The sequence below is a fragment of the Streptomyces sp. UG1 genome (assembly GCF_049974585.1).
Lineage (GTDB): Bacteria > Actinomycetota > Actinomycetes > Streptomycetales > Streptomycetaceae > Streptomyces.
In genome coordinates, this window is the sequence record NZ_JBNGGG010000017.1 from 1 (window position 1) to 25,868 (window position 25,868).

At 70.7% G+C, this 25,868-nt stretch carries 20 protein-coding genes and 1 tRNA gene; 14 read left to right on the forward strand and 7 right to left on the reverse strand.

Features of this window, described 5'->3' with window-relative positions; translation table 11 throughout:
* The first annotated feature begins 521 nt into the window (after positions 1-521).
* On the forward strand, positions 522-1,967 hold the full coding sequence (locus ACP4J3_RS19965) for a DUF2079 domain-containing protein (RefSeq protein WP_426536222.1): 1,446 nt from the start codon (positions 522-524) through the stop codon (positions 1,965-1,967).
* 111 nt (positions 1,968-2,078) lie between these two features.
* Here ACP4J3_RS19965 and ACP4J3_RS19970 read toward each other — a convergent pair whose 3' ends face one another.
* Positions 2,079-4,685, reverse strand: coding sequence for an ABC transporter permease (locus tag ACP4J3_RS19970; RefSeq protein ID WP_426536224.1), 2,607 nt, complete (start codon positions 4,683-4,685; stop codon positions 2,079-2,081).
* Positions 4,682-5,470 (reverse strand): ABC transporter ATP-binding protein, encoded by a 789-nt coding sequence (locus ACP4J3_RS19975; RefSeq protein ID WP_426536226.1) that lies wholly within the window; start codon positions 5,468-5,470, stop codon positions 4,682-4,684. The genes ACP4J3_RS19970 and ACP4J3_RS19975 overlap by 4 nt, the downstream gene beginning before the upstream one ends.
* Before the next feature lie 464 nt (positions 5,471-5,934).
* Here ACP4J3_RS19975 and ACP4J3_RS19980 point away from each other — a divergent pair, with 464 nt between their 5' ends.
* Positions 5,935-7,494 (forward strand): MFS transporter, encoded by a 1,560-nt coding sequence (locus ACP4J3_RS19980; protein ID WP_426536228.1) that lies wholly within the window; start codon positions 5,935-5,937, stop codon positions 7,492-7,494.
* Here ACP4J3_RS19980 and ACP4J3_RS19985 read toward each other — a convergent pair.
* Positions 7,475-8,644, reverse strand: a complete 1,170-nt coding sequence (locus ACP4J3_RS19985) for an alpha/beta hydrolase family protein (RefSeq protein WP_426536230.1) — start codon at positions 8,642-8,644, stop codon at positions 7,475-7,477. The two genes, ACP4J3_RS19980 and ACP4J3_RS19985, sit on opposite strands and share 20 nt — an antisense overlap.
* Before the next feature lie 141 nt (positions 8,645-8,785).
* On the opposite strand from ACP4J3_RS19985, the gene ACP4J3_RS19990 reads away from it, so the two are divergent.
* From ACP4J3_RS19990 to ACP4J3_RS20000, 3 genes are all read left to right on the forward strand, one after another.
* Positions 8,786-9,274: a GNAT family N-acetyltransferase gene (locus ACP4J3_RS19990; RefSeq protein ID WP_426536232.1), complete on the forward strand. Its 489-nt coding sequence runs from the start codon at positions 8,786-8,788 to the stop codon at positions 9,272-9,274.
* A gap of 198 nt (positions 9,275-9,472) precedes the next feature.
* Complete coding sequence (locus ACP4J3_RS19995; RefSeq protein ID WP_426536234.1) at positions 9,473-9,895, forward strand: DUF485 domain-containing protein; 423 nt, start codon at positions 9,473-9,475, stop codon at positions 9,893-9,895.
* Positions 9,892-11,511, forward strand: a complete 1,620-nt coding sequence (locus ACP4J3_RS20000; RefSeq protein ID WP_426536236.1) for a cation acetate symporter — start codon at positions 9,892-9,894, stop codon at positions 11,509-11,511. The genes ACP4J3_RS19995 and ACP4J3_RS20000 overlap by 4 nt, the downstream gene beginning before the upstream one ends.
* A gap of 49 nt (positions 11,512-11,560) precedes the next feature.
* On the opposite strand, the gene ACP4J3_RS20005 is transcribed toward ACP4J3_RS20000, so the two are convergent.
* The 3 genes from ACP4J3_RS20005 to ACP4J3_RS20015 all read right to left on the reverse strand — a co-directional run bounded on the left by ACP4J3_RS20005 (position 11,561) and on the right by ACP4J3_RS20015 (position 17,259).
* Positions 11,561-12,451: a cellulose-binding protein gene (locus ACP4J3_RS20005; protein ID WP_426536238.1), complete on the reverse strand. Its 891-nt coding sequence runs from the start codon at positions 12,449-12,451 to the stop codon at positions 11,561-11,563.
* Positions 12,452-12,658: 207 nt separating this feature from the next.
* On the reverse strand, positions 12,659-15,331 hold the full coding sequence (locus ACP4J3_RS20010; RefSeq protein WP_426536528.1) for an SUKH-4 family immunity protein: 2,673 nt from the start codon (positions 15,329-15,331) through the stop codon (positions 12,659-12,661).
* 902 nt (positions 15,332-16,233) lie between these two features.
* Positions 16,234-17,259, reverse strand: a complete 1,026-nt coding sequence (locus ACP4J3_RS20015) for an SMI1/KNR4 family protein (protein WP_426536530.1) — start codon at positions 17,257-17,259, stop codon at positions 16,234-16,236.
* A 308-nt stretch (positions 17,260-17,567) separates the two neighbouring features.
* Here ACP4J3_RS20015 and ACP4J3_RS20020 point away from each other — a divergent pair, with 308 nt between their 5' ends.
* On the forward strand, positions 17,568-18,092 hold the full coding sequence (locus ACP4J3_RS20020; protein WP_426536240.1) for a YwqJ-related putative deaminase: 525 nt from the start codon (positions 17,568-17,570) through the stop codon (positions 18,090-18,092).
* 112 nt (positions 18,093-18,204) lie between these two features.
* Entirely contained in the window at positions 18,205-18,699 is a 495-nt protein-coding gene (locus ACP4J3_RS20025) for an SUKH-3 domain-containing protein (protein ID WP_426536242.1), read from the forward strand.
* Positions 18,700-18,723: 24 nt separating this feature from the next.
* Here the strand turns inward: ACP4J3_RS20025 and ACP4J3_RS20030 are convergent, their stop codons facing one another.
* Positions 18,724-20,058: a sensor histidine kinase gene (locus ACP4J3_RS20030; RefSeq protein ID WP_426536244.1), complete on the reverse strand. Its 1,335-nt coding sequence runs from the start codon at positions 20,056-20,058 to the stop codon at positions 18,724-18,726.
* Positions 20,059-20,225: 167 nt separating this feature from the next.
* On the opposite strand from ACP4J3_RS20030, the gene ACP4J3_RS20035 reads away from it, so the two are divergent.
* The 7 genes from ACP4J3_RS20035 to ACP4J3_RS20065 all read left to right on the forward strand — a co-directional run bounded on the left by ACP4J3_RS20035 (position 20,226) and on the right by ACP4J3_RS20065 (position 25,821).
* Entirely contained in the window at positions 20,226-21,098 is an 873-nt protein-coding gene (locus ACP4J3_RS20035; RefSeq protein ID WP_426536246.1) for a hypothetical protein, read from the forward strand.
* 6 nt (positions 21,099-21,104) lie between these two features.
* Positions 21,105-21,175: transfer RNA gene (locus tag ACP4J3_RS20040), tRNA-Gln, on the forward strand.
* Between the two features lie 112 nt (positions 21,176-21,287).
* A complete protein-coding gene (glmU, locus tag ACP4J3_RS20045; RefSeq protein ID WP_426536248.1) occupies positions 21,288-22,736 on the forward strand; it encodes a bifunctional UDP-N-acetylglucosamine diphosphorylase/glucosamine-1-phosphate N-acetyltransferase GlmU in 1,449 nt (482 codons plus the stop codon).
* A gap of 98 nt (positions 22,737-22,834) precedes the next feature.
* Positions 22,835-23,815 (forward strand): ribose-phosphate diphosphokinase, encoded by a 981-nt coding sequence (locus ACP4J3_RS20050; protein ID WP_426536250.1) that lies wholly within the window; start codon positions 22,835-22,837, stop codon positions 23,813-23,815.
* Positions 23,816-23,990: 175 nt separating this feature from the next.
* Positions 23,991-24,587, forward strand: a complete 597-nt coding sequence (locus ACP4J3_RS20055; RefSeq protein ID WP_426536252.1) for a 50S ribosomal protein L25/general stress protein Ctc — start codon at positions 23,991-23,993, stop codon at positions 24,585-24,587.
* 83 nt (positions 24,588-24,670) lie between these two features.
* Positions 24,671-25,267, forward strand: a complete 597-nt coding sequence (pth, locus tag ACP4J3_RS20060; RefSeq protein ID WP_426536254.1) for an aminoacyl-tRNA hydrolase — start codon at positions 24,671-24,673, stop codon at positions 25,265-25,267.
* 65 nt (positions 25,268-25,332) lie between these two features.
* Positions 25,333-25,821, forward strand: coding sequence for a hypothetical protein (locus ACP4J3_RS20065; protein ID WP_426536256.1), 489 nt, complete (start codon positions 25,333-25,335; stop codon positions 25,819-25,821).
* The last annotated feature ends 47 nt before the right edge of the window (positions 25,822-25,868 follow it).

The following is a 25,868-nucleotide window of genomic DNA, read 5'->3' on the forward strand; positions in this document are numbered from 1 at the left end:
CGCTCTCTGGGGGCTGCGCCCCCAGACCCCCGCTGCCGGCCCTGAACGGGCCTTGTCCTCAAACGCCGGACGGGCTGGATGATGCGGGCCGGCATCGAAAAGTGCCGTCGATGGCACCTGCGCCTCCAACGGGTGGGTGGGGGCAGGGGACGGCACAGCCTTGTCCTCGAACACCGGACCGACTGAGAGGCGCGGACCGGCTTTTACCAGAGGTCCCTGGCAAGCAGGTGTGCCCCGCGGGTGGGTGGGGTTCGGGGCGGCGAGAGCTCGGCCTCGGGTGCCGGGCGGGCTGGGATGCCTTGACCGGTGTTGATCTCGTTCCCGAACACCGGACGGGCCGAATGGTGCCGACCGGTGTCGGCGGGAGGCCTTCGGGGACGCGCGGGACCGCCGAAAGGAACCTGTACCCGCACAAAAGCAACCTGTACCCGCACAACACGGACCTGTGTCCGAAATCCCGCGCCGACCGAGTCGCACGGGTGGGCGAAAGGGCGCCATCCCGCACCGCGTATCGTCCCCTCATGCCCACCCCCGCTCCCTCGGCGACGCCCAATACCTCCTCCGAGCCTCATATACCGGCGTCCGACGCGCGCTCCACGGATCAGTCGCAGGACGCCGCTGCCCGGCGAGATCCCTGGCTGCTCGCGCTTGTGCTGTTCGTCGGGTATGCGGTGGTGTCCGTGGGGCGGTACCGGCATCTGGGGCAGCGGTCCTGGGATCTTGGGATCTTCGAGCAGGTCATCCGGTCCTACGCGCATCTTCAGGCGCCGATCGCCGACCTCAAGGGGCCCGGGTTCAACATCCTGGGAGATCACTTCAGTCCGGTGACCGCGCTTCTCGCGCCCCTGTACCGGGTCTTCCCCTCCCCCGTCACTCTGCTCATCGCCCAGGCCGCGTTGTTCGCCCTCTCCGCCGTCCCCGTCACCCGCGCCGCGGTCCGGCTGCTCGGGCGGTGGGGCGGGCTGGCGATCGGGGTCGCGTACGGGCTGTCGTGGGGGCTCCAGCAGGCCGTCGACTTCGACTTCCACGAGATCTGCTTCGCCCTGCCACTGATCGCCTTCAGCCTCGAGGCGCTGCTCGCCCAGCGCTGGCGGGCCGCGCTGCTGTGGGCCATGCCGCTCGTTCTCGTCAAGGAGGACCTGGGGTTCACGCTCACCGCCATCGCCCTGGTCGTCGCCTGGCGGGCCCGACAGGAGTCGCCGCGCGCGACGCGGTACGCGGTCGGTGTCGCCGTCTTCGGAGCCGTGGCGCTCGTGGTCACCCTGCTGCTGGTCATACCCAGCTTCAACTCCGCCGGTACCTACGACTACTGGAGCAAGGTCGACGAGTCCGGCGGCGGTGGCCCCTTCGACGGTCTCGACACCAAGCTGCGCACACTCGGCTGGCTGCTCATCCCGACCAGCGGGCTGCTCGCCCTGCGCTCCCCGATCCTGCTCGTCGCCCTGCCCACGATCGGCTGGCGTTTCGTCTCCTCGTATCCGCAGTACTGGGGGACCGACTGGCACTACAACGCCGTCCTGATGCCCATCGTCACCCTCGCCCTGGTCGACGCCCTCGGCACCGCACGGCACAGCACGCGCGCGTGGCTGCGCTCGTACGTCCGTCACCTGCCCGCCGCCGTCGCGGCCGCCTCGCTCGCGCTGACCACCTCGCTGCCGCTGGCCGCGCTGACCGAGAGCGAGATCTACCGCAAGCCCGCGCGCGTAAGCGCGATCGAACGGCTGCTGGCCGAGGTTCCGGACGGCGCCTCCGTGGAGGCGAACATCGCGCCGATCAGCCGGCTCACCTCGCGTTGCCGCGTCTTCTGGATCACCAACACGCGCGGCATCAACCCCGACTTCATCGCCCTCGACAACTCCCGCAAGCGCTACCGGGATGTCGAGGGCTACGTCCGGTCCCTCCATCCCAAGGCCCGGTACACCGTCGAGGGCAACGTCTACGGAGTCGTACTGCTCAAGCGGCAGTGACGACGACCGAGGGGCCCGGTCCCGGAAGGTGATCTCTGGGTGATCATTGAGTGATACCCAGGTAAATCCCTCCGGGCCGGGCCCCTCCCCCGCAACCCCCGTATGCGGTGGCTACTCGGTCGCGATCGCGTTCAGCACGTTCATCCGGCCCGCCCTGAACGCCGGCACCAGCGCCGCGAACAGGCCCACGAAGGCCGAGCCGATGAACACGCCGATGATCGTCGGCCACGGGATGTCGAGGACGTTCAGGCCCTCCAGAGCCAGCAGCTTCTGGGCCGTCGCGCCCCAGCCCATGCCCAGACCCAGGCCCAGCAGGGCGCCGAACAGGGCGATCACCACCGACTCCATGCGGATCATGCGGCGCAACTGGCGGCGGGAGAGGCCGATCGCCCGCATCAGGCCGATCTCGCGGGTGCGCTCCACCACCGACAGGGCCAGGGTGTTCACCACGCCCAGGACCGCGACGATGATCGCCAGGGCCAGCAGGCCGTAGATCATGTTCAGGAGCTGGCCCATCTGGTCCTTGAGCTCCTGCTTGTAGTCGGTCTGGTCGCGGACCGGGTACTGCGGATAGTCGTGCAGCGACTTCTTCAGGGCCGCGTACGCCGCCTCCTCCTGGCCTTCCTTCGCCTTGCCGAGCAGCATCTGGCTCTGCGGGATCCGGTCGGCGGGGAGGTACTTCTGCAGCGTCTCGATGCTGGTGTAGCGCGCGCCCTGGTCGAAGGAGGTGTCGTCGTCCGTGATGGCCGCGACCTTCAGCTTCGCCGTCTCGCCGCCCTTGAAGGCGACGGTGATGGTGTCGCCGACGTGCACGCCGTGCTTCGTGGCGTAGTCGGAGCCGACCGACATGGCGTCCTTGCCGTAGGCGGCGGACAGGGTGCCCTCCGTCGTCGTACGGCGCAGGTCCTCGGCGTAGGTCGGGTCGGCGGCCGTGAGCCCGCTGTCGTCGGTCTTGCCGTCCGGCGAGGTCAGGGTGGCCTTGACGTCCTTGGAGCGGGTGACGTGCGCCAGGCCCGGCGTCTGCCGCATCGCCTTCTCGGCGTCCGGGACGATCATCTGCTGGCCGCGCATGACGATGAAGTCCGCGCCGACCGACTTGTCCAGTTCGCTGGTGGCCGAGGCGACCATCGAGGAGCCGACCACCGACAGACAGGCCACCAGGGCGAGGCCGATCATCAGGGCGGCGCCCGTGGCACCGGTGCGGCGCGGGTTGCGCAGGGCGTTGCGCTCGGCCATGCGGCCCACGGGTCCGAAGGCCCGCAGTAGGACCGCGCTGATCACCCGGACGACGACGCCCGCGAGCAGCGGGCCGATGACGACGAAGCCGATCAGGGACAGCACCACTCCGGCGCCCAGCATCAGCGCGCCCTCGCTCGCCTTGTCGGCCGTGCCGGCCGCGTACAGGGCGAAGGCGCCCGCGCCCGTCAGGACCAGTCCGATCAGGCCGCGCACCAGGCCGGCCTTGCCGTCGGCCGGCGTACCGGCGTCGCGCAGGGCGGCCATCGGGGAGACCTTGCCGGCGCGGCGGGCGGGGAGGTAGGCGGCCAGGACGGTGACCACCACACCCAGGATCAGGCCGACCACGGGGGTCGTCACCTTCACCGTGAGGTCGTCGGTGGAGAGGTTCATGCCGGCCATCGACATCAGCTTCATCAGGCCGACCGCGATGCCGACACCGGCGCCCACGCCCAGCACCGAGCCGATGAGGCCGAGCAGCAGCGCCTCCACCAGCACGGACCGGTTGACCTGCCGGCGCGAGGAGCCGATCGCCCGCATCAGGCCGATCTCACGGGTGCGCTGGGCGACCAGCATCGAGAAGGTGTTGATGATCAGGAAGATGCCGACCAGGAACGCGATCCCGGCGAAGCCGAGCATGGCGTACTTGATGATGTCCATGAACTCGCCGACGTCCTTGCGGTTCTCGTCGGCGGTCTCCTTGGCCGTCTGGATCTTGTACGCGCCACCGGACGCGTCGCCGGACGCACCACCCGACGCACCGTCCAGCGCCTGCGCCACGTTCCGCTTGAGCTGGGCGTCGCTCACCCCGTCCGCCGCCGTGACGGAGACCTGCGTGAAGCGGTCGGGGGCGCCGAGCAGCCCGCGCTGGGCGGTCTCGGTGTCGAAGTAGACGACGGCCGCGCCCGGGTTGGTGACCTTCCAGGAGGCGATGCCGACGATCTTCGCGCGGATGTCGCCGGTGGCGGCGATGGTGCGCAGTTCGTCGCCGAGCTTCAGGTCGTGCTTGTCGGCGGTGTCCGCGTCGACCATGACCTCGGTGGGCCCGCGCGGGGCGTGCCCGGAGGTGATCTCCATGGACCTCAGGTCGTTCTGGGTCCAGTTGCCGGCGAAGGTGGGCGCGCCGGTGGAGGAACCCATGTTCTTGTTCTCGGAGTTGACGACGGTCACGTTCGTCGAGGCGATGGCGCCCTCCGCCTTGCGTACGCCGTCCACGGCCGCGACCTGCTCGACGGTCGAGGCGGGCAGCGAGACGGGGCGGCCCGTGCCGTTGCCGTCGTCCTCGTCGTCGGCGTCCTTGGGGCTGACGGTGACGTCGGAGGAGGTGACGGCGAAGAGCTTGTCGAAGGTGGTGTTCATCGTGTCGGTGAACACGAGCGTGCCGCTGACGAAGGCAACGGACAGCAGCACCGCCACGGCCGACAGGGCCATCCGCCCCTTGTGCGCGAAGAAGTTGCGCATCGAGGTCTTCAGGACGGTCATGACGTACGCCCCCGGGCGTCGAAGTCCTTCATGCGGTCCAGGACGGCGTCGGCGGTCGGCTGGTACATCTCGTCGACGATGCGGCCGTCGGCGAGGTACAGCACCCGGTCCGCGTAGGAGGCGGCGACGGGGTCGTGCGTGACCATCACGATGGTCTGTCCGAGCTCGGTGACGGACCGCCGCAGGAAGCCGAGCACCTCGGCGCCCGCGCGCGAGTCGAGGTTTCCGGTCGGCTCGTCACCGAAGATGATCTCCGGGCGGGCGGCCAGGGCACGGGCCACGGCGACGCGCTGCTGCTGGCCGCCGGAGAGCTGGGTGGGCCGGTGCTTGAGTCGGTCGGAAAGTCCAACCGTGTCGACCACGCGCGCGAGCCACTGCTTGTCGGGCTTGCGGCCGGCGATGTCCATGGGCAGCGTGATGTTCTCGATGGCATTGAGTGTCGGCAGCAGGTTGAACGCCTGGAAGATGAAGCCGATCCGGTCCCGGCGAAGCTGGGTGAGCTTCTTGTCCTTCAGACCGGTGATCTCGGTCTCGTCGAGATAGATCTGGCCCGCCGTCACGGTGTCGAGCCCGGCGAGGCAGTGCATGAGGGTGGACTTGCCGGACCCCGAGGGGCCCATGATCGCGGTGAACTGGCCACGCGCGATGTCCACGTCGACGTGGTCGAGGGCGACGACACGGGTCTCCCCCGACCCGTACGCCTTGACGACCTGCCGCGCCCGCGCGGCAACGGCCGTACGCCCTCCAGTGCCCCCGTGCCTGGGAATGGTCACAGCCGATGTCACGGTATGTCTCCTATATCGGTCGCGGATGAACGTACGAGGCGGTGTGCCCGGTACGTCGAGAACTGGGTACGTCGTCGAACTGGGTACGTCGTTGAGTCTGGCGCCGCACAGGGGTCCGGCGCGCTGGTGCCGAACCCCGTCTTGTACGGGGGAAAACCCCACCCCCGCCGGTTCGGTCAGCCTCCCCGACCTCCCCGACCGCCCCCCTCTCAGCGGCGTAAAGCCAGATTAAGGACGGCCCCCGCACCGTCTCGTCCTCCGGCGGTACCAACCCTCCCCGAGACGTAGTACGGAGGTCCCCCTAGGGGCGATCCACCCCACGGTGGAGACCGCCTAGGGGACGCCTAGGGGGTCGTCTCCCCCTCGGGCTCATCCAGGTTCCGCCCTGCCGCGACGTCAGGGTCAAGTGGGAAGCTGTTCGGCGGTGGATAGGTGCAAGGGGAAAGCAACAGGAGAGGAACCCGGTGGGCAGTACGAGACCCGCGATACGCGACACCGCACAGCGCACCGGAACCGGCAAACGCGGGGCGGTGGTCGCGGCCCTGATGCTCGCGATGGCGCTGGCCGCGCTCGACTCCACCATCGTCTCCACGGCCGTACCGCAGATCGTCGGCGACCTCGGTGGCTTCTCGGTCTTCTCCTGGCTCTTCTCCGGCTATCTGCTGGCCGTGACCGTGACCCTCCCGGTCTACGGCAAGCTCTCCGACACCTTCGGCCGCAAGCCGGTGCTGATCGCGGGCGCGGCGGTGTTCCTGCTGGGGTCGCCGCTGTGCGCGGTGGCCTGGAACATGGCGGCGCTGATCGCGTTCCGGATCGTGCAGGGGCTGGGCGGCGGGGCCCTGCAGGGCACGGTCCAGACGCTGGCCGCCGATCTGTACCCGCTGAAGGAACGCCCGAAGATCCAGGCCAGGTTGTCGACGGTGTGGGCGCTGTCGGCGGTGGCCGGGCCGGGGTTGGGCGGTGTCCTGGCGGCGTACGCGGACTGGCGCTGGATCTTTCTCATCAACCTGCCCATCGGGGCGGTGGCGTTGTGGCTCATCGCGCGCCACCTGCACGAGCCCGGGCGCGACCGCTCGACGACGGGCACGCGCGCGCGTGTCGACTGGGCGGGCGCGCTTGCGGTGTTCGCGTGCGGGGGTGCGCTGCTGACGGCGCTGGTGCAGGGCGGGGTGGCCTGGCCGTGGCTGTCGGGGCCGTCGCTCGCCCTGTTCGCCGCGGGGCTGGCGCTGGCGGCGGTCGTGGTGCTGGTGGAGCGCCGGGCGGCCGAGCCGATCATCCCCGGGTGGGTGTGGCGGCGCCGGACGATCGCGGCGGTGAACCTGGCGCTGGGCGCGCTTGGACTGCTGATGGTGGCGCCCACGGTGTTCCTGCCCACCTACGCCCAGGCGGTGCTCGGCCTGGCCCCGGTGGCGGCCGGATTCGTGCTGTCCGTCTGGACGTTGAGCTGGCCGGTGTCGGCGGCGCTGAGCCAGCACGTGTACCGCAGGATCGGCTTCCGCAACACGGCGATGCTGGGCATCGGCACGGCCGCGCTGATCCTGCTGGCGTTCCTGTTCCTGCCGTATCCGGGGCAGGCCTGGCAGCCGACGCTGCTGATGCTGTTGCTGGGGGCGGCGCTGGGCCTGTTCCAACTGCCGCTGATCATCGGCGTGCAGTCGACGGTCGGCTGGTCGGAGCGCGGTACGACGACGGCATCCGTCCTCTTCTGCCGGCAGACCGGACAGACGGTCGGCGCGGCGCTCTTCGGCGCGGTGGCCAACGGCGTGCTGGCCTCGCGGCTCGGCGGGGCGAGCGACCTGGACTCGGTGACGCGGGCACTGGACGCGGGCGGCGGGGCGCCGGAGGCCACCAGGCGGGCCATCGCCGACGCGGTGCACGCTGTGTATCTGGGCGCGTCGTGCGCGGCGGCGCTGGCCTTCCTGGTGCTGTTGCTGCTGGCGCCGAGGCGGTTCCCGGTGCTCAAGGAAGACGTCCCCAAGGAAGACGTCCCTACGGAAGACACCCTCAAGGAAGACGGACGGTGACCTCGGGGTTCTCCGGTGACGGCCCGTCGAGCACCGGCTGTGGCACGCCCTTCAGATGCAGGTCGAAGAACGCGGCGACGTACGCGCGCGTGAGGACCTGAGAGCGCTCGTACGGCATCGGCGCGGTGTCCGGGATGCCGGCCAGCTCCGCGAGGAGCGGCACGTCGGTGAAGGAGCCGTGGTCGGCCCCGGCGACGGTCAGCCAGCGCTTCCAGCCGTCCAGGTCGGCCCAGCTCTGGTGCCAGGTCTTGTCGCCCATACGGTCCTCGGCCCCGAGCATCAGGAAGGGGCGCCCGTCGAGACCGCCGCCGGGGACCGGGGAGAAGAAGCTGCCGTCCATGTTCACGCCGGCCCGCACGCGCGCGTCGCCGGCCATGGTCGCGGCCGCGGAATTGCCGCCGATGGAGTGCCCGGCCATCCCGATCCGCTTGGCGTCGGTCACGCGCGCGTGCCGCCACGAAGGATGCCGCCCGGTCAGCCGGTCGAGCACGAACGACACGTCCCGCGCCCGGCTCTCGGCGACGCTCGAGCCGCCGATCGAGGAGAACTCGTCGCAGATGGCACAGGGCAGGGTGCGCCCGTCGGGCAGGGTCGTACCGGCGTTCTCGTACGGGTGGTCGACCAGTGCGACGACGTATCCGCGACTGGCCAGGTCCTCGGCGAGACCGGTGAGGGTGGCGCGCGGGAACGTGAACCCGGGTGAGAGCACGACCAGCGGGAACCTGCCGTGCGCCGGTCGGGCGTCGGGGTGCGCCCAGGTGCGGACGCCGCTGATCGCCTCCGGCGGAACGGTGGCCTCGGGCGCCCTCAACTCCAGCAGGAACCGGGCCTCTTCGATCGTCATGTACGGGGCCGTCGGTCCGCCGGTGCCGGGGCGGGCCGGGTAGTACATGGACACCATGAGCTGACGCGGCCCGGCGGACGGCACCCAGGGGTCCGGGCGACCGGCGTCGACGAGGTGGAGGGTGCTGCGGCCGACGGTGTGCGGGCCGGTGGGGCGGGGCAGTTGGGCCGAGCCGGCGATCGGGGCGGCGGAGGCTGTGGCCGGGGCGCGGGCCGGCTCCGCGCCGGCGGCCGGCACGGTCAGGGTGGCAGGTCCGAGCACCAGCGCGGCGGACGCGGCCAGCGCTGAGAGGCGTGATCTGTTCATGCGGAGGACGGTAGGCCGCGGGCCCCTGGCCGGGCGTCAGGCCCGGGTCGTAATGCGGGGGTGGCCAGTGGGGGTACCGGCGCCGTACCTGCCGTACCGGAGTCGGACGACCACGGGGGCGCGAGCGCATACCCTTTCCCCATGCTGACCCTGGAGCGCCTGCGCGCCGACCACGCGGACGCCCTGCTGGCCTTCGAGCGCGAGAACCGGGAGTACTTCGCCCGTACGGTGCCGGATCGCGGGGACGCGTACTTCGCCGACTTCACGGCCCGGCTCGAGGCGCTGCTGGCCGAACAGGACGCCGGGATCTGCCACTTCCACGTGGTGCTGTCCGGCGAGGGACGCCTCGTCGGGCGGGTCAACCTGGTCGACGTCGAGGACGGTTGCGCCGAACTCGGTTACCGGGTGGGCGAGAAGGCGGCGGGCAAGGGCGTCGCCACGGCGGCCGTCGCGCAGATGTGCCAGATGGCGGGTGCGGCGTACGGGCTGACGTCCCTGGTCGCGATCACGACCCTGGACAACCTCGCCTCCCGGGCCGTCCTGGAGCGCAATGGCTTCGCGGTCGTGGAGCACATCACCATCGACGGCCGCCCCGGGATCCGCTGCCGGCGCCCGCACCTCGGGCACTGACGGAGAATCAAAAGTCTGAGTTAATGCGGGTAACACCCCAGGTCAGACACGGTTTGGCATAGCAAGCGCATACCGACCGCCCAGTTTGGTGAAACCCTCGCGCACTGCCCGTACTCCGAAGTAACGTGCGTGGCTCGCCCGCCCCCCACCTCCCTGCGGTCCGCCGCACCGGACCCGAGCCACGCAAGGAGCACCGGGATGTCCTCCCCGCACGACCAGTACCAGCAGTACGAGCAGTACACGTACCCCTGGCGACCACCCGCCCCACCCCAGCCACCCGCGCCCCCACGGCACCGCACCCCGGACCACCCGCCGCTCGGGCACCACAGCGACCTCAGGGTCCTGCGCAGCGCCTACCGCTGGCAGCGGCGCGTGGCGACGCTCACCGCGCTCGGGTACTTCACGCTGTTTCTGATCCTGTCCGCCTTCGCCCCCGGGTTCATGACCGGCACGGTCACCGACGGGCTCCCCGCCGGACTGCTGCTCGCGCTGCTGCAACTGCCCGTCACCTGGCTGGCGATAGCCCTCTACGAGCACACCGCCCGGCGCTACGTCGACCCGCTCGCGGACCGCATCCGCCGGGAGGCCGCGCTGGACGCCAAGAGGGGAGCCGGGCGATGACGGACTTCAGCGGGAACGCGCAGGCGATGTCGCTGGTCGCCTTCTGTGCCGTGGCCACCATCACGCTGCTGCTGTGCGTGATGACCGGCCCGGACCGCGACGACCTCGACGAGTTCTACACGGGCTACAGCTCCCTGTCCCCGATGCGCAACGGCCTGGCGATCGCGGGCGACTACATCAGTGCGGCGACCGTGCTCGGCACGACCGGAGTGATCGCGCTGTGCGGCTACGACGGGATCGTGCTGGCGCTGAGCACGACCCTGTCGCTGATGCTGCTGATGTTCCTGCTGGCCGAACCCCTGCGCAACGCGGGCCGGTTCACCATGGGCGACGCGCTGGCGCGCCGTATGCCGGGGCGGGGCGTACGCATCGCGGCGTGCGCGGTGACACTGGCGGCGCTGCTGCCGCTGATGCTGGTGCAACTGGCGGGGACCGGGCAGTTGCTGGCGTTCATCCTGGGGTTCTCCGGCGACTCCCTCAAGACCGGGTGCATCATCGGGCTGGGCGTGCTGATGATCAGCTACGCGGCGATCGGCGGGATGAAGGGCACCGCGCTCATCCAGATCCTGAAGATGGTGATGCTGCTCGGGTCGGGCGCCGTAATCGCCGTACTGGTGCTGCGGCGCTTCGACTGGGACCCGGGCGCGCTGTTCGACGCGGCGGCCGAGCGCAGCGGGGTCGGCTCGGCGTTCCTGGAGTCGGGCCTTCAGTTCGCGGGCGGGTCGTATCCCCGGCTCGACATGATCAGCTCCCAGTTCGCGGTCGTCCTCGGCGGCGCGGTGCTGCCGCACATCACCATGCGCATGTACACGGCGAGCGGCGCCCGTCAGGTGCGGCGGTCGATGTCCTGGGCGGTGTCGAGCGTGGCGCTGTTCGTGCTGGTGATCACCGTGGTCGGTTTCGGCGCGACGGCGCTGATCGGGCGAGAGGTGATCGCCGGGGCGGACCCGCAGGGCAACACGGCGTATCTGCTGGCGTCCAGGGCCGTCTTCGGCGCCGACGTCTCGACCACGGAGTCCCTCCTCTTCACAGCGGTGACCACGGCCATCTTCCTGACCGTGCTCGCCTCGGTGGCGAGCATGATCCTCTCCTGCGCCAACTCCCTCGCCCATGACGTGTTCGCCACCCGGGTACGGGAGCTGAGCGGCCGTCACGAGATGACGCTGGCGCGGGTGTCGGCGCTGGCGGTGGGCGTCCCGGCGATCGTGCTGGCGACGATGGTCCAGCACCGCAGCCTCCAGCCGCTGGTCACCCTGTCCTTCACCCTGGGCGCCTCGGCCATCGCCCCGGCCCTCGTCTACAGCCTCTTCTGGCGCCGGTACACCCGGGCCGGCCTGCTGTGGACCCTGATCGGCGGCTCGGCGGTCGTGCTGGCGCTGATGCCGGGGACCAACCTGGTCTCCGGCTCACCGGTCTCGGCGTTCCCCGACGCCGACTTCAACTGGTTCCCGTTCACCACGCCCGGACTGGTGTCGATCCCCGCCGGGTTCCTGTTCGGGTGGCTCGGGACGGTCGTGTCGGGGCGGCGGGAGTCCGAGGAGCAGCGGCGGCAGTACGAGGCCGTGGAGGGGTGGATCCTGGCGGGGGCGGTGCGCAGGGGCGCGGATCGGAGTTGATACGGGGGTCGGAGGAACCCGGAGGGCCGTGGGAAGCCGGTGCTCCGGTTCACTCCAGGGCGGCGGCCTGCCCCGTGAGCGCGGAGAGGCTGTTGCGCATCTGGCCGATGTGGGTCCGTACGTCGTCCCACATGTCGCCGTGTTCGCGCAGCACCCGTTCCGTCTCCCGGGCGATCTCCTCCGACTTCTCCCGGGCCTGCGCGAGCAGTTCCGCCGCGCGGGCCTGCGCCTCCTCCTCCAGTTGCCGGGACGAGGCCTCCGCCTGCGCGAACGCCTGCTTCGCCTCGGACAGCGCCGCCTCGGCCCGCGTCCGCCGCTCCTGCTCCGCCGCCTCTTGCGCGGCCAGCCGCTCCTCGGTCTCCCGCTCGAGTCCGGCCCACCGCTCGGCGTGCTCATCGGCCTGCTCGGTGAGCATCCGGGTGGTGCGCTGACGCAGCTCGCGCAGCGCGAGGAGTTCCAGTCCGCGCTCGTCACGCACCGCGCGCCGGGCGGCGACCCGGATCTCGTCCGCCTCGTCGCGCGCCGGGAGCAGCAGCTGATCGACGTAGGTGTCGGCCTCGGCGAGCAGGGCGTCGGCGTGCTCCTGCGCCGCGTCGCGCAGTCCGTTCACCCACGCCTGCACCTCGTCCTTCAGCCGCTGCGCGTCCTGCCGCGCACGCTCGCGCACGGCCTCGGCCTCCTCCTGCGCCATCTCGAAGAGCCGGCGCGCCCCCTCCCCCAGCGACTCGTACGTCTGCGGGGCGAGCTGCGCCACCTCCTCCCGCAGCCGCTCCGCCTCGGCCTCCATCTCCTTGGCCAGCACGGTGAGCCGCGCGGCCCGTTCCCAGGCGGCGTCCCGGTCGCGGAAGAGGGCGTCGACATAGGCGTCGACCTGGTCGGGACGGTAGCCACGCCCTCGTACGACGACGAAGTCGTGGAGCGAGACCGGTGCGCTGCTCATCCTGAGAACCCCTCTCCATCGAACGCCTACGAAAATGATGATTTAGCGCACATCTTGATGTATCGGGTGTAGACGCTCATAACGCGACACTCCGGGCCGAGAAGGCTGAGGAACACAGCACAGGGCACAGGCAGAGGGCATACGAAAGGGCCGGCCCCGGTCGTATCACCGGGAGCCGGCCCCTTCAGGTGCCGTGCCGGGGTGGCGTTACAGCAACCCGTCCCACATCTGCTCCAGCAGCACCGACCACCAGCTCTCCGGCGAACCGAGCGCCGCCGGGTCGAGGGCGGCGAGCTGGGCCTGGAAGTCGACGGTCCAGCGGCCCGCCTGCTCCTGGTTGAGGCCGAAGCGAAGCCGCCACATCCGGCCCAGCAGCGCCAGGCAGCGCTGGAACTCCGGCAGGCCGGTGTTCACGAACTGCGGCGGTACGGGCGCACCGCCCGGGCCGGCCTCCACCGGCACGGCGACGATGTTCGCCGTGCCGTACTGCACACAGACGGCCTTGCCGAAGTCGCTGCCCATGACGAGGTACGACCCCGCGTCCGACGCCGGCTGCACCCCGCGCTCCTGCGCCAGCTCCGCCAGCGTCGGCACGGGCCGCCCCGGCTGGGCCTGCGCCCAGAAGAACGGGCCCATGTCCATCGGCAGACCGCCGACGACCAGGCTGTGCGCCACGACCGGCGGCACGCCCTGCCGGGACACGGCGGCCTGCTCGAACCGGAAGAGACCCGGACCGAACGCCCCCGCCAGCTCCTGCGCCACACCCTCCGGCGGGATCGGCGGCGCCGACTGCACCTGCGGCAGCGGGGCACGCACCGGGCCCGGGCGAGCGGGGCCGTCGGCGACCTCGTGCAACTCGCCCTGGTGGGCGAGCAGTTGCTGCATGCCCTGCTGCCGGCTCGCGTGATCCGTGCCGTACGGCGCGATGGACGTGATGCGGGCCTGCGGCCACTGCTCCCGGATCATCCGCGCACAGTACGCACCCGGCAGCTCGCACGACTCCAACTCGGTGTGCAGCTCCAGCACCTGATCCGGCGGCACGTTCATACCGCGCAACTCGTGGAAGATCTGCCACTCCGGGTGCGGCGTACCCGGCGCGGAACGCCGAATGAGCTGCTGCTCGGACCCGTCCTGAGCACGGTAGCGAAGGACGGCCTGGTAGCCCGGGCCGACGGTGGGCTGGCCGGTGGGTTGCGGGGGGTAGCCGTACGAGGGCTGGGCGGGGCCTTGTTGGGCCGGGTGGGGCGGAGTGGGGTGGCCTGGCTGGGCCGGGGTGGGGTGGCCGGGGGCGGAGTGGCCTGGCTGGGCCGGGGTGGGGTGGCCGGGGGTGGGGTGGCCTGGCTGGCCCGGCCCGGGGTGGCCGTGCTGGTCGGTGCCGGGTTGGCCGGGGCCGGGGTGCCCGGGCGGGGGTGGGACGGCGCCTGGGGGCATGGGCGGCTGGGGGGCGCCGGGCATGCCTGGGGTGGGGGTGCCGGGAGCGCCGGGGGCCGGGGTGCCGGGGGTGCCGGAAGCCGGGGCGCCAGGGGCCGGGGCACCAGAGGCCGGGGCGCCAGAGGCCGGGGCGCCCGGAGTCGACGGAGCACCCGGAGCCGGAGCGGCCGGGGCATGCGGGGCGCCATGTGCGCCGGGAGCGCCGGGAGCGCCGGGAGCGCCGGGAGCGCCGGGAGCGCCGGGAGCGCCGGGAGCGCCGGGAGCGCCGGGAGGCGGCATACCAGGTCCCGCCGGCGGCATGCCGGGGGCGCCTGGGGGCATGCCGGGGCCGCCCGAAGACTGCGGTGCGCCGGGAGCCGGAGCGCCAGGGGCCGGGATGCCCGAAGACTGCGGAGCACCCGGAGCACCCGGAGCCAGCGGAACACCCGGGGCACCCGGAGCCGACGGCGGCGGGGGTACGCCGGGGCCGCCCGCCGGGGGCGCGGCCAGCACGGTCTCCGCGTGGTGCACGGCACCTCCCGAGGAGCCGGGAGCACCCGGGGCACCGGGCGGCTGCGGAGCGCCAGGCATGCCCGGGGCACCCGGAGTACCCGGCGGGTTGGGGAGGCCGGGCGGGTTCGGGGGACCGGGCGGGTTCGGAGTGCCCGGAGCCCCAGGGGCGCCCGAAGCCCCAGGCGCACCCGGAGCCCCAGGGGCGCCCGGAGGGTGCGGCGCGCCGCCCATACCGCTCGGTTCGGCCAGCACGGTCGCGGCGTGGTGCACCCCGCCGGGGGGCGTACCACCGGGCGTACCGGGCGGGTTGGGGGCGCCCGGAGGCTGCGGCGCGCCGGGCATGCCGGGCGCGCCCGGGGCACCGGGCGGCTGCGGAAGCCCAGGCGGGTTCGGCGCACCGGGACCCTGCGGAGCCCCGGGCCCGGCAGTGCCCTCCGGCCCATCGGGCCCGAGCGACGACACAAGCTGCGTAGGCACGTAACCGCCACCCGACGCACCCGAAGCCCCGGGCGCACCCGGAGCCGACGGCGCGCCCGGAGCCGACCGTGCACCCGGCGTCCCCGGCACCCCCGACCGCGCACCCGCCGCACCCGGCGTCCCCGGCACCCCCGGCGGCGGAGGCGGCGCGACCCCGCCCCGTGCCCGAGGGGGCTCCGCCTTGCTAGTCACGGCATCGGCGATGTCCCCGGCGTCCGGCGCGGGCGGCCGCCCCGGCGCCCCGGGAGCGCCCGGAGCCTGCGGCACCCCGGGAGCACCGGCGGGCCCGCCCTGCGGGTAGCCGTAGGAGGGTGCGGGCGGCGGCGTGGCACCAGGGCCCGGCGCGGGAGCCCCCGCCGACGGCGGCGTACCGGGCGCACCCGCGCCCTGCGGGTACCCGTAGGACGGCGCACCCGGCGGCGGAGGCGGCGTCGCCCCACCCGCCCCCTGCGGATACCCATACGAAGGCGCACCCGGCACAGGCAGAGGCGTACTCCCGGGCTCACCCGCCGCACCCGCCGCGTCCTCGTCGTCCACCGCCGGCGACACCGCCGTAGGCGGAAGCTGGCTGCCGCCCGACATCAGCGCCGTCTTGGCGTCCGGCGGCGTACTGTCGTCACCGCTGAGCGGCGGCGCGAACACCGTCTCCGGCAACGGCACGGAACGGTCCTCACCCGCATCGGCGTTGGTGTCCGTCCCCGCCCACGGAGTAGCCCCGTCGGGCACATCAGGCATCCCCGGCGACGAAGCGGCCGAAGACCCGCCCATCACCCCGGAACCACCCACACCCGAGTCGCCCGAGTCACCGAAGTGGCCCGAGTCACCCGAGCCGGACCCGGCCACCCCCACCGGAACCGCACCCTGCGTCTCAGGAAGCCCCCCAGCACCATCGGCGCCCGAACCCGAACCGGAGCCTGCACCCGCCCCGGAGCCCGCACCCGACTCCGAAGCCGACCCCGAACCCACCCCAGAGCCGGAACCCCCACCCCGCCGATCCGGAACCCCCAACTGATTGGCCGCCTCCTGCAACCACTCCGGCGGAGTCAGCAAAAACGACGTCTGGTTCAGGTCCACCCTCGCCGCCGCAGCCGGCGCAGGCTCCGCCGCCGCGTCCGCACGGCCGTACTCCTCCTCGTACCGGCGAATCACCTCACCCACCGGCAGCGCGGGCCACAGCGTGGCCTCCCCGCTGTCCCGGGCGATCACCAGCCGCTGGGCACCGCCGTCCGAACTCGGCCCGTCCGCGCGGTCCTCCGCCCACACCACGAACCCGCGCTCGAACTCCCGCACCCGCACCTCACGATGCTGGTACGCCGGCAGGTCCCCGTTGATCCACTCCTCGGCGCGCTCCTGCGCCTGTGCGAACGTCACCATCGCGAAGCTCACTCCCCCACAGCCGCGGCCGCGACAGGCACCACACGCGCGAACCCACCGTCCACCATCAGATTCGCCACCGTCTCCAACTCCGGCGGAGAACCCGCCAGCCGGGACAGAAACGCATCGAAGTCCTCACCGCACGGCAGCAACAACCGCTCCACACGCTCAGCCGGTGACCACGCCGGATCCACATCCCGCGCGTCGTCGTACGCGCAGAACCACACCGAACCGAGCCGCTCGCCCTTCACCTTCAAGGCCAGCAACCCGCCCTGCACAAACCCAACACCCAGATAGTCCTTGGTCAGATGGTCCCGCAGGCACTTGTTGACATAGACCAGGTCATTGACCGCCGCCTCGTCCCGCACCGTGAACAACGGCTGGTCGACCAGCAGCCCCAACTCCGCGTCCAGCGCGGTCCCCACGGGCGCACACCCGCCCGCCGCCTTCAGAAACGACCGATACGCACCCGGCAACCGATACCCGAGATCCTCCTCGACCCCCAGCACCTGCGACTCCGTCACGGCCACACCCGACTTCGGCAGCCGGAAGTGCGCCGGCCGCGTGTCCTGCAACGGCCGCGTGCCCCGCTTGTTCTGATCCACCGCCGACGTCGCGATCCCACCGTGATGCCTCAGCAGCGCCTTCACCTCGACCGGAACCAACTCCAGCCGCCGCGCGCCCACCACGTGATGCCAGGTCCAGCCGTGCGGAGTCGCCACCGCCGGCACCGTGTCCCACAACTCGTGCCCCGACGCCGCCAGCGCCGCGTTCGCCGACACATAGTCCGTCAGCCGCAACTCGTCGACACCGAAACCCTCCGGCGGCTCCGCGATCTGAGCCGCCGCGCGCGCATACGGCGAGAAGTCGGGGTAACCACGCTCGTCGACCCGTACTCCTCTCGGGTGACGCGACGCCCGTACCGGATCCGGGAAATGCACGACCTGCCCGGCGTAGGCCGCGTTCGGCGGCGCGGCTTGTCCCCCGGCCTGGCGGCCGGGAGGTGCCCCCAGCCCGAGCCGACCTGTCGTCATGGCGGTTGCCCCCTGCGGCGTTCTGATACGCGCCGCCACGACCACTCTCGGTCACAACGCCACGTATCGACTGTCTCGTCTGCGTCCACGCGTCACCGCATGGAAAGCGGTGCCGACAGCCTATGCGGTACGACGACACCGGTCACCGGCGCCGGTCACGACCCCCTCCGCTTCCGTGACCAGCCGTCACCCCACCGTGACAGCCAGCCCAAACCCGGGCGTGTCGCGTCGCCCCAGCTTCCGCACCCGCCACGGCATTTGGCACTCTGTGACGTCCGAGAGCATGCACGGGGGATGCTCGGGAGGGGATGATGATCATGAACGTGACGCAGACAGGGCCGCACCACCCGAGGTCCGGCGACCCCCGAATCGGCTGGAGCGCCACCGAAACCCCGCACGCGCCCACCCTCCACCACCGCCGCGACGGCATACTCCCCACCGTCGCCGCCGCCCTCTCCGTCCGCGGCGCCACCCTCACCGGCACCGCCGCCCGCGGCGACCAGCCCCCCGAGCTGCACCACCTCGTACAGGACTTCCTCGACACCCTCACCAGCGCCCAACGCGACCGCTTCACCGGCCGCTGCGCCGAGACCATCCTCATCTCACGCCACATCACCGCCGCCGACACCGCCCGCAGCAAACGCGCCGCCCGCAAACCCATGACCAACGGCGAAGCCCGCAAAGCCCTCAAACAGGCCAAACTCACCGCCCGCCGCATCCGCGAGGACGGCGACCCCCTGCACGGCAGCTTCGCCGCCCCCTGCCGCGCCTGCACCGCCCTCAGCGCCCACTTCGGCGTCCGCATCGTCGACCCGACGGCGACGGGCGGCTGACCCACCGCAACCACCAGATCCACCGGATCCACCAGATCCACCAGTACGACCGCACCCAGCCGGGCGGCCAGGCGCAGCCACGAACCCGGCGCACTCGACGATCGAAGGGCAGATGCACACCGACCGCACCTCAACCACCCGCTTCCCCGTCCCCGTCGACGCCGCCCTGCGCGCCGCCGGCTGGCAACCCGGACGCTGGGACATCAAACAGGCCGAAGTCTGGGCCGACAGCCTGCGCGAACACACCTCACCCGCCGGCCACCGGCACACCGTCTTCCCCGCCGCCGTCGAGGCCTGGGCCGAGTTCGGCGGCCTGCACATCACACCCACCGGCCCCGGCCGCCAGGTCGCCCCCGCCAACCTCCACTTCGACCCGCTCCACGGCCTCCACATGGCCCGCACCCTCGGAGACCTCGGCCGCGCCCTCGACACCGAGGTCTGCCCCCTCGGCGCCGAGACCGACAGCCAGGCCCTCCTCGCCATCGACACCGACGGCCGCGTCTACGTCCTCGACCACACCGGCGACTGGTACCTCGGACCCGACATCGACCAAGCCCTCGCCGGCCTCGTCGGAGGCATAGAACCGGTACGGCTCACCGCGGGCTGAACCCGGCCACCGGCCCGGCCCGGCTCACGCCGACGGAATCACCGCCGACACCCGAAAACCCCCCGCATCCGTCGGCCCGGACACAAACACCCCGCCCAGCGCGACGACCCGCTCCTTCATCCCCACCAGCCCGTTGCCCCCCGACGGCAACCGAGCCGACGACGCCGACGACAACTCCGGCGGCGGCTCGTTCTCCACCTGCATCGCGATCTCCGACACCCGATGCGCCAGCCGCACATGCGTCTTCGCACCCGCCGCATGCTTGTGGACGTTCGTCAGCGCCTCCTGCACCACCCGATACGCCGTCTGCTCGATCTCCGGCGCATACGCCCGCGTCTCACCGTCCACGGACAGATCCACGGCCATCCCCGTGGCGGCCGACTGCTCGATCAACTCGTCCAACTCCGACAGACAGGGCCCCTCGGCACCTCTCTCATCACCACCGGACCGCTCCCGATCGGCAGCGGCAGCGGCGGCAGCCCCCACCGCGGCAAGCGGCACGACGGCCCGCTGGGCCTTCTCCGCACCCGCACCCCCACTGCGCAGCACCCCGAGCATCTCCCGCAACTCGGTCAGCGCCTGCCGGCCCATGTCCCCCACCAGCGCGGCATTCTTCACGGCCTTCTCGGGATCCTTCCGAGCCACCGCCTGCAACGCGGCCGCATGCACCACCATCAGACTCACCCGATGCGCGACGACGTCATGCATCTCCCGCGCGATCCGCGTCCGCTCCTCACCCCGCGCCCACTCGGCCCGCTCCTCCGCCCGCTCCGCGAGCAACTGCAACTCCCGCTCCAGGCTGTCCGCGCGCTCCCGCAAGCTCTCCATCAGCCGCCGCCTGGCCCCCACGTACAAACCAAGGAGAAGCGGAGGCGCGGTCACGCCCAGCGCGGTGGTGAGCGACGCGAACGGCACCACCCAGTCCCCGAAACTCAGCTCACCCCGGTCCACGCCCTGCCGCATCCACACGAACATCACGATCAACGTGCCGACGAACGACATCCCCGCCAACGACGCGATGATCCGCCTCGGCAACTCGGAAGCGGCGAGCGTGTACAACCCGACGATGCCCAGCAGGAACCCCATCTGCGCGGGCAGCACGGCGATGAACACGAGGACGACGGCGATGGGCCAACGCCGCCGCAGCACCAGCACCGACCCCGCGAGCACCCCGAACACGACCCCCGCGGCCAGCGGAATCCCGGCGTCCCGCGCGAACCGAACCCCCTCGAAACCGCACTCCACCGCGGACACGACGCCCAAACCGACGTCCAGCACCGCACTGCGCACCCGGCCCCACCACCACGGCCCCACCCCCGGCTGCGGGACCTCGGCGCGCTCTTCCCCCGTCGTGGTCATGCCTCCAGCCTACGGGCGCGCGGCGGTGGTTTTCTGGTGAGTTTTGCGGACTGGCCTACACCACAGTCCGTGACCGAACGAAAGCGAAACCGCCCGATATCCCTCGAACTGCTGAATCGCTCACCGTTCGACCTCGGAAGCGATCATTCCGCCCGGACGGTATGCCCATGGCACATCCACAGGGCAAATACGCCGACTTCGAGGGGCTGCGGGAACAGGCGGTGGCGCTGCGACGGCGGGGCTACAGCCTTCGGCAGATCCGCGACGAACTTCAGGTCCACAACAAGGAGATCCTCCAACGCCTCGTTGAGGGCGAGCCGCCGCCGGATTGGACGAAGCGCCCACGAGCGAAGGACGACCTGCGCGAGCGGGCACGGGAGCTGCGAAGGCAGGGCTGGACGTACAACCAGATCCAGGCCGAGCTGGGCTGTTCGAAGAGCTCGGTGTCTCTCTGGGTTCGAGATCTGCCGACCCCCGAACCCAAGTGCACACCAGAGGAACAACGCGCACGCATGAACGCGGGACTGGCACGGCTGCGCGCCACGCAGGATCAAGAGCGCCGCGCGACCAAGCTGGCTGCAGCAGAAGCCGTGGGCGAGCTTTCAGACCGCGAGCTGTTCATCATGGGCGTGGCCCTCTATTGGGCCGAGGGCACAAAGGACAAGCCGCACGCCCGCCGCGAGAGCGTGGAGTTCGTCAACAGCGATCCCGGAATGATCTCCGTCTTCCTCGCCTGGCTGCGGCTCCTTGAGGTGGGGCGTGATCGCTTGCGCTGCCGCGTCATGATCCACGAGTCCGCAGACGTCGAGGCGGCGGAGCAGTACTGGGCCGACTTCGTCGGCATCGACCGGTCAGCCCTAGGCAAGACAACGCTCAAGAAGCACAATCCGACAACCGTGCGCAAGAACACCGGAGCCAGCTATCGAGGGTGCCTCTGCATCAAGGTGCGGCAAGGAGCTGATCTGTACCGTCGCATCGAGGGCGCCTGGTACGGCATAGTAGGAGCTGTCCGTCCGGGCGATCTATCGAACCGGACATAGCGGCCATCCCGGGTCGTCTAAGGGCAAGACGGTGTCTTTTGGTGTCACTTATGGGGGTTCGAGTCCTCCCCCGGGAGCCCAGCCTGAGCGGGCCCTGGCAACGAGCCGGGGCCCGCTCCCATATCCCCCACGAAACACCCCGGTATCCTGCGGATGTCACCCCACCCCGCCACATCCGAAGGGCAAACCGTGAGCGCCATTCGCCCGGCAGCCGTCGTCGTTCTCGCAGCGGGTGAGGGCACCCGTATGAAGTCGGCCACACCCAAGGTCCTGCACGAGATCTGTGGACGCAGCCTCGTAGGGCACGTGCTCGCCGCCGCGCGTGAGTTGGACCCCGAGCATCTCGTCGTCGTGGTCGGCCACGCCCGTGAGAAGGTCACCGCGCACCTCGGCGAGATCGACCCCGACGTCCGCACCGCAGTGCAGGCCGAGCAGAACGGCACCGGGCACGCCGTAAGGATGGCTCTCGAAGAGCTCGGCGGCGGAGTCGACGGGACCGTTGTCGTCGTCTGCGGCGACACTCCCCTCCTCACCGGCGAGACCCTCACCCACCTCACCGCCACCCACTCCACCGACGGCAACGCCGTGACCGTGCTGACCGCCGAGGTGCCGGATGCGACCGGGTACGGCCGGATCGTGCGCGACGGTGTTTCCGGTGCCGTGACCGCGATCGTCGAGCACAAGGACGCGAGTGAGTCGCAGCGGGCGATCCGGGAGATCAACTCGGGTGTCTTCGCCTTCGACGGGCAGCTCCTCGCCGATGCTCTCGGCAAGGTGCGTACCGACAACAGTCAGGGGGAGGAATACCTGACCGATGTGCTCGGCATTCTGCGCGAGGCGGGGCATCGGGTCGGGGCTTCCGTCGCCGGCGATCACCGTGAGATCGCGGGGATCAACAACCGGGTGCAGCTCGCCGAGGCGCGGCGGATTCTCAACGACCGGTTGCTGACCGCCGCCATGCTGGCCGGTGTCACGGTCGTCGACCCCGCGACGACCTGGATCGATGTGACCGTCACCTTCGAGCAGGATGCGATCGTGCAGCCGGGCACGCAGTTGCAGGGTTCCACTCATCTCGGCGAGGGCGCGGAGGTGGGTCCCAACAGCCGTCTGAGGGACACGCGTGTCGACGCCGGCGCTCGCGTCGACAACACCGTGGCCGTCAGCTCTCACGTCGGACCCAACGCGAGTGTGGGGCCGTATGCCTATCTGCGGCCCGGGACGCGGCTGGGCGCCAAGGGCAAGATCGGTACCTATGTCGAGACGAAGAACGCCTCGATCGGTGAGGGGTCGAAGGTCCCGCATCTGTCGTATGTCGGTGACGCGACGATCGGTGAGTACACCAACATCGGTGCCGCCAGTGTCTTCGTGAACTATGACGGGCAGGACAAACACCACACGACGGTGGGCTCGCACTGTCGTACCGGCTCGGACAACATGTTTGTGGCTCCGGTCACGGTCGGGGATGGTGCGTACACCGCTGCCGGGTCTGTGATCACGAAGGATGTGCCGCCCGGTTCGCTGGCCGTGGCCCGTGGTCAGCAGCGGAATATCGAGGGTTGGGTGGCTCGTAAGCGTCCGGGCAGTGCTGCCGCGAAGGCGGCGGAGGCTGCTTTGCGGCAGGTCGAGAGCGAGGACTGACCGGAAACGGGCGCGTCAAACACGGCGTACCGTGATAAGTGCAACCCGCACGCCACCAGCTCGACACCCAGCTGAGACACCTCTGAGGAGACAGTGCTGTGACCGGGATCAAGACGACCGGCGAGAAGAAGTTGATGTTCTTCTCCGGCCGCGCCCACCCCGAGCTTGCCGAGGAGGTCGCCCACGAGCTGGGTGTCGGGGTTGTCCCGACGAAGGCCTTCGACTTCGCCAACGGTGAGATCTACGTCCGTTACCAGGAGTCGGCGCGTGGCGCGGACTGCTTTGTGATCCAGAGCCACACGGCTCCGATCAATCAGTGGATCATGGAGCAGTTGATCATGATCGATGCGTTGAAGCGTGCGTCGGCTCGCTCCATCACGGTCATTGTGCCGTTCTACGGTTACGCGCGGCAGGACAAGAAGCACCGGGGGCGTGAACCGATCTCGGCGCGTCTGATCGCGGATCTGATGAAGACGGCGGGTGCGGACCGGATCCTGACCGTGGATCTGCACACCGACCAGATTCAGGGCTTCTTCGACGGGCCCGTCGACCACCTCTTCGCGCTCCCCCTCCTCGCGGACTACGTGGGCGACAAGGTGGACAAGGAGAAGCTGACGGTCGTGTCCCCGGACGCGGGGCGTGTGCGGGTGGCTGACCGTTGGTGTGACCGGCTGGGCGCTCCTCTCGCCATCGTGCACAAGCGGCGTGACAAGGACGTGGCGAATCAGGTGACCGTCCACGAGGTCGTGGGTGAGGTCAGGGGCCGGGTGTGTGTGCTGGTCGATGACATGATCGACACGGGTGGCACGATCTGTGCGGCGGCTGACGCGCTGTTCGCGCACGGTGCGGAGGACGTCATCGTGACGGCCACGCACGGTGTGCTCTCCGGCCCTGCCGCGGACCGGTTGAAGAACTCGCGGGTGAGTGAGTTCGTGTTCACGAACACGCTGCCGACGCCGGGTGAGCTGAGCCGGGATCTGGACAAGTTGACGGTGCTGTCGATCGCGCCGACGATCGCGTCGGCGGTGCGTGAGGTGTTCGAGGACGGTTCGGTGACGAGCCTGTTCGACGAGCAGTAGAGATCGTTTTGGGTGCGGCCTCCTGGTCCGAGTAGACTGTTTCAGTTGCTCGGCGAGGGAGGCCGTTCCCGTTTTTCGTGGGATGCGGTGGTCCGTTATCGACGCGCTCTTCGTAGCAGGCCGTTCGTGGCCGGGTGACCACGTCCGTTCCTAGTTTCTGCGAGGAGTGATCCGTATGTCCGAGGTGAAGATCTCTGCCGAGACCCGTACCGAGTTCGGTAAGGGTGCGGCCCGTCGTATCCGTCGTGACGCGAAGGTTCCCGGTGTGCTGTACGGCCACGGTGCGGACCCGCTGCACCTGACGCTTCCGGGCCATGACCTGCTGCTGGCGCTGCGTACGCCGAACGTCCTGATCTCGCTGGACATCGACGGCAAGACGAACGAGCTGGCGATTCCGAAGGCTGTGCAGCGTGACCCGCTGAAGGGTTTCCTGGAGCACGTCGACCTGCTGCTGGTCAAGCGTGGCGAGAAGGTCAACGTCGAGATCCCGGTGCACACCGAGGGTGAGCTGGCGGCGGGTGGCAACCTGCTGGAGCACGTCCTGAACGCGCTGCCGGTGGAGGCCGAGGCCACGCACATCCCCGAGTCCGTCACGGTGTCCGTGGAGGGTCTGGCGGCCGGTGCCTCCGTCCTGGCCAAGGACATCACCCTGCCGAAGGGCACCACGCTGGCGGTCGAGGAGGACGCGGTGGTCCTCCAGGTGCTGGCCGCGCAGGCCGAGGAGGCCCCGGAGGGCGAGGCGGCCGAGGGCGAAGAGGCTGCCGAGGCCTGATCCTCGCCGGCCGTTTTCGACGGTTCGTCGGCCGCTGTTCCCGTGCGGGGCAGCGGCCGACGCGTATCAAGGGAGACAGGGACGTGACGGGCGACGCCAATGCCCCGTGGTTGATCGTGGGTCTGGGCAATCCTGGGCCGGAGTACGCCATGAACCGGCACAACGTCGGGTTCATGGTGGCCGATCTGCTGGCCGGGCGGATCGGGGGGCGGTTCAAGCGGGCGGGCCGGGCGCAGGCGCAGGTGGTGGAGGGCCGTATCGGTCCGCCGGGGCCGGCGAACCGGCGGGTGGTTCTCGCGAAGCCGATGTCGTACATGAATCTGTCGGGTGGGCCGGTGAGCGCCCTGCGTGATTTCTACAAGGTGCCGGTCGCGAACATCGTCGCCGTCCATGACGAGTTGGACATCGACTACGGCACGCTGCGGCTGAAGCTCGGTGGTGGGGACAACGGGCACAACGGGCTGAAGTCGATGACGAAGGCGATGGGTGCGGACTATCACCGGGTGCGGTTCGGTATCGGGCGTCCTCCGGGTCGTATGCAGGTCGCGGATTTCGTGTTGAAGGACTTCTCGTCGGCGGAGCGCAAGGAGCTGGACTACTTCGTGGACCGTGCGGCGGATGCGGTGGAGTGTCTGGTGATCGAGGGCTTGGAGCGGGCGCAAAGCACGTACAACTCCTGACTTGTCCGGCTGTCGGGCCGGGCCGAGGTTGACCGGTCGCAGGGGCATGGCCAAGGATCGCGGCCATGCCTTCTGCCGTTGTTTCCAGTCAGGGCGCGGTCGCGGCGCTGCGGTTCGGGCGGGTCGCGGCGATGGGTACGGTCGCGGTGCTGATCCTGATCGCGGGTGTGTGGGCCTCGTGGGGCACCGCTCATCATGTGATGCTCACGAAGGGCCGGGAGAGCGGCACGATCAAGGTGACGCGTTGTGGTGCGGACACGTGCAGCGGCCCGTATACGCCGGTCTCGGAGGGTTCGCGGGCGCGGGAGTCGGTCGTCATCGACAAGAGCGTGGCCGTGCGCAAGGGGCAGACGTACACGGTCGTGGTCAAGCCGGGCAGTGACGATGTCGTGCGGTCGGGGCCCGCGGGTGTGCTGTATGCGTGGGTTCCGATGGGTGGAGCGCTGTTGCTGGCGTCGGTCGTGGTGGCGGGCGGGTTGCGGCGGTCGCGGCTTGCGTGGGTGCTGGCGGGATCGGGGGTCGCGTTGCTGACGGCGGCATTCGTGACCGTCTGAGGTGTGTGCCGTTCTCCATGTCTGTGGAGGATGGGAGTGTTGTCGGT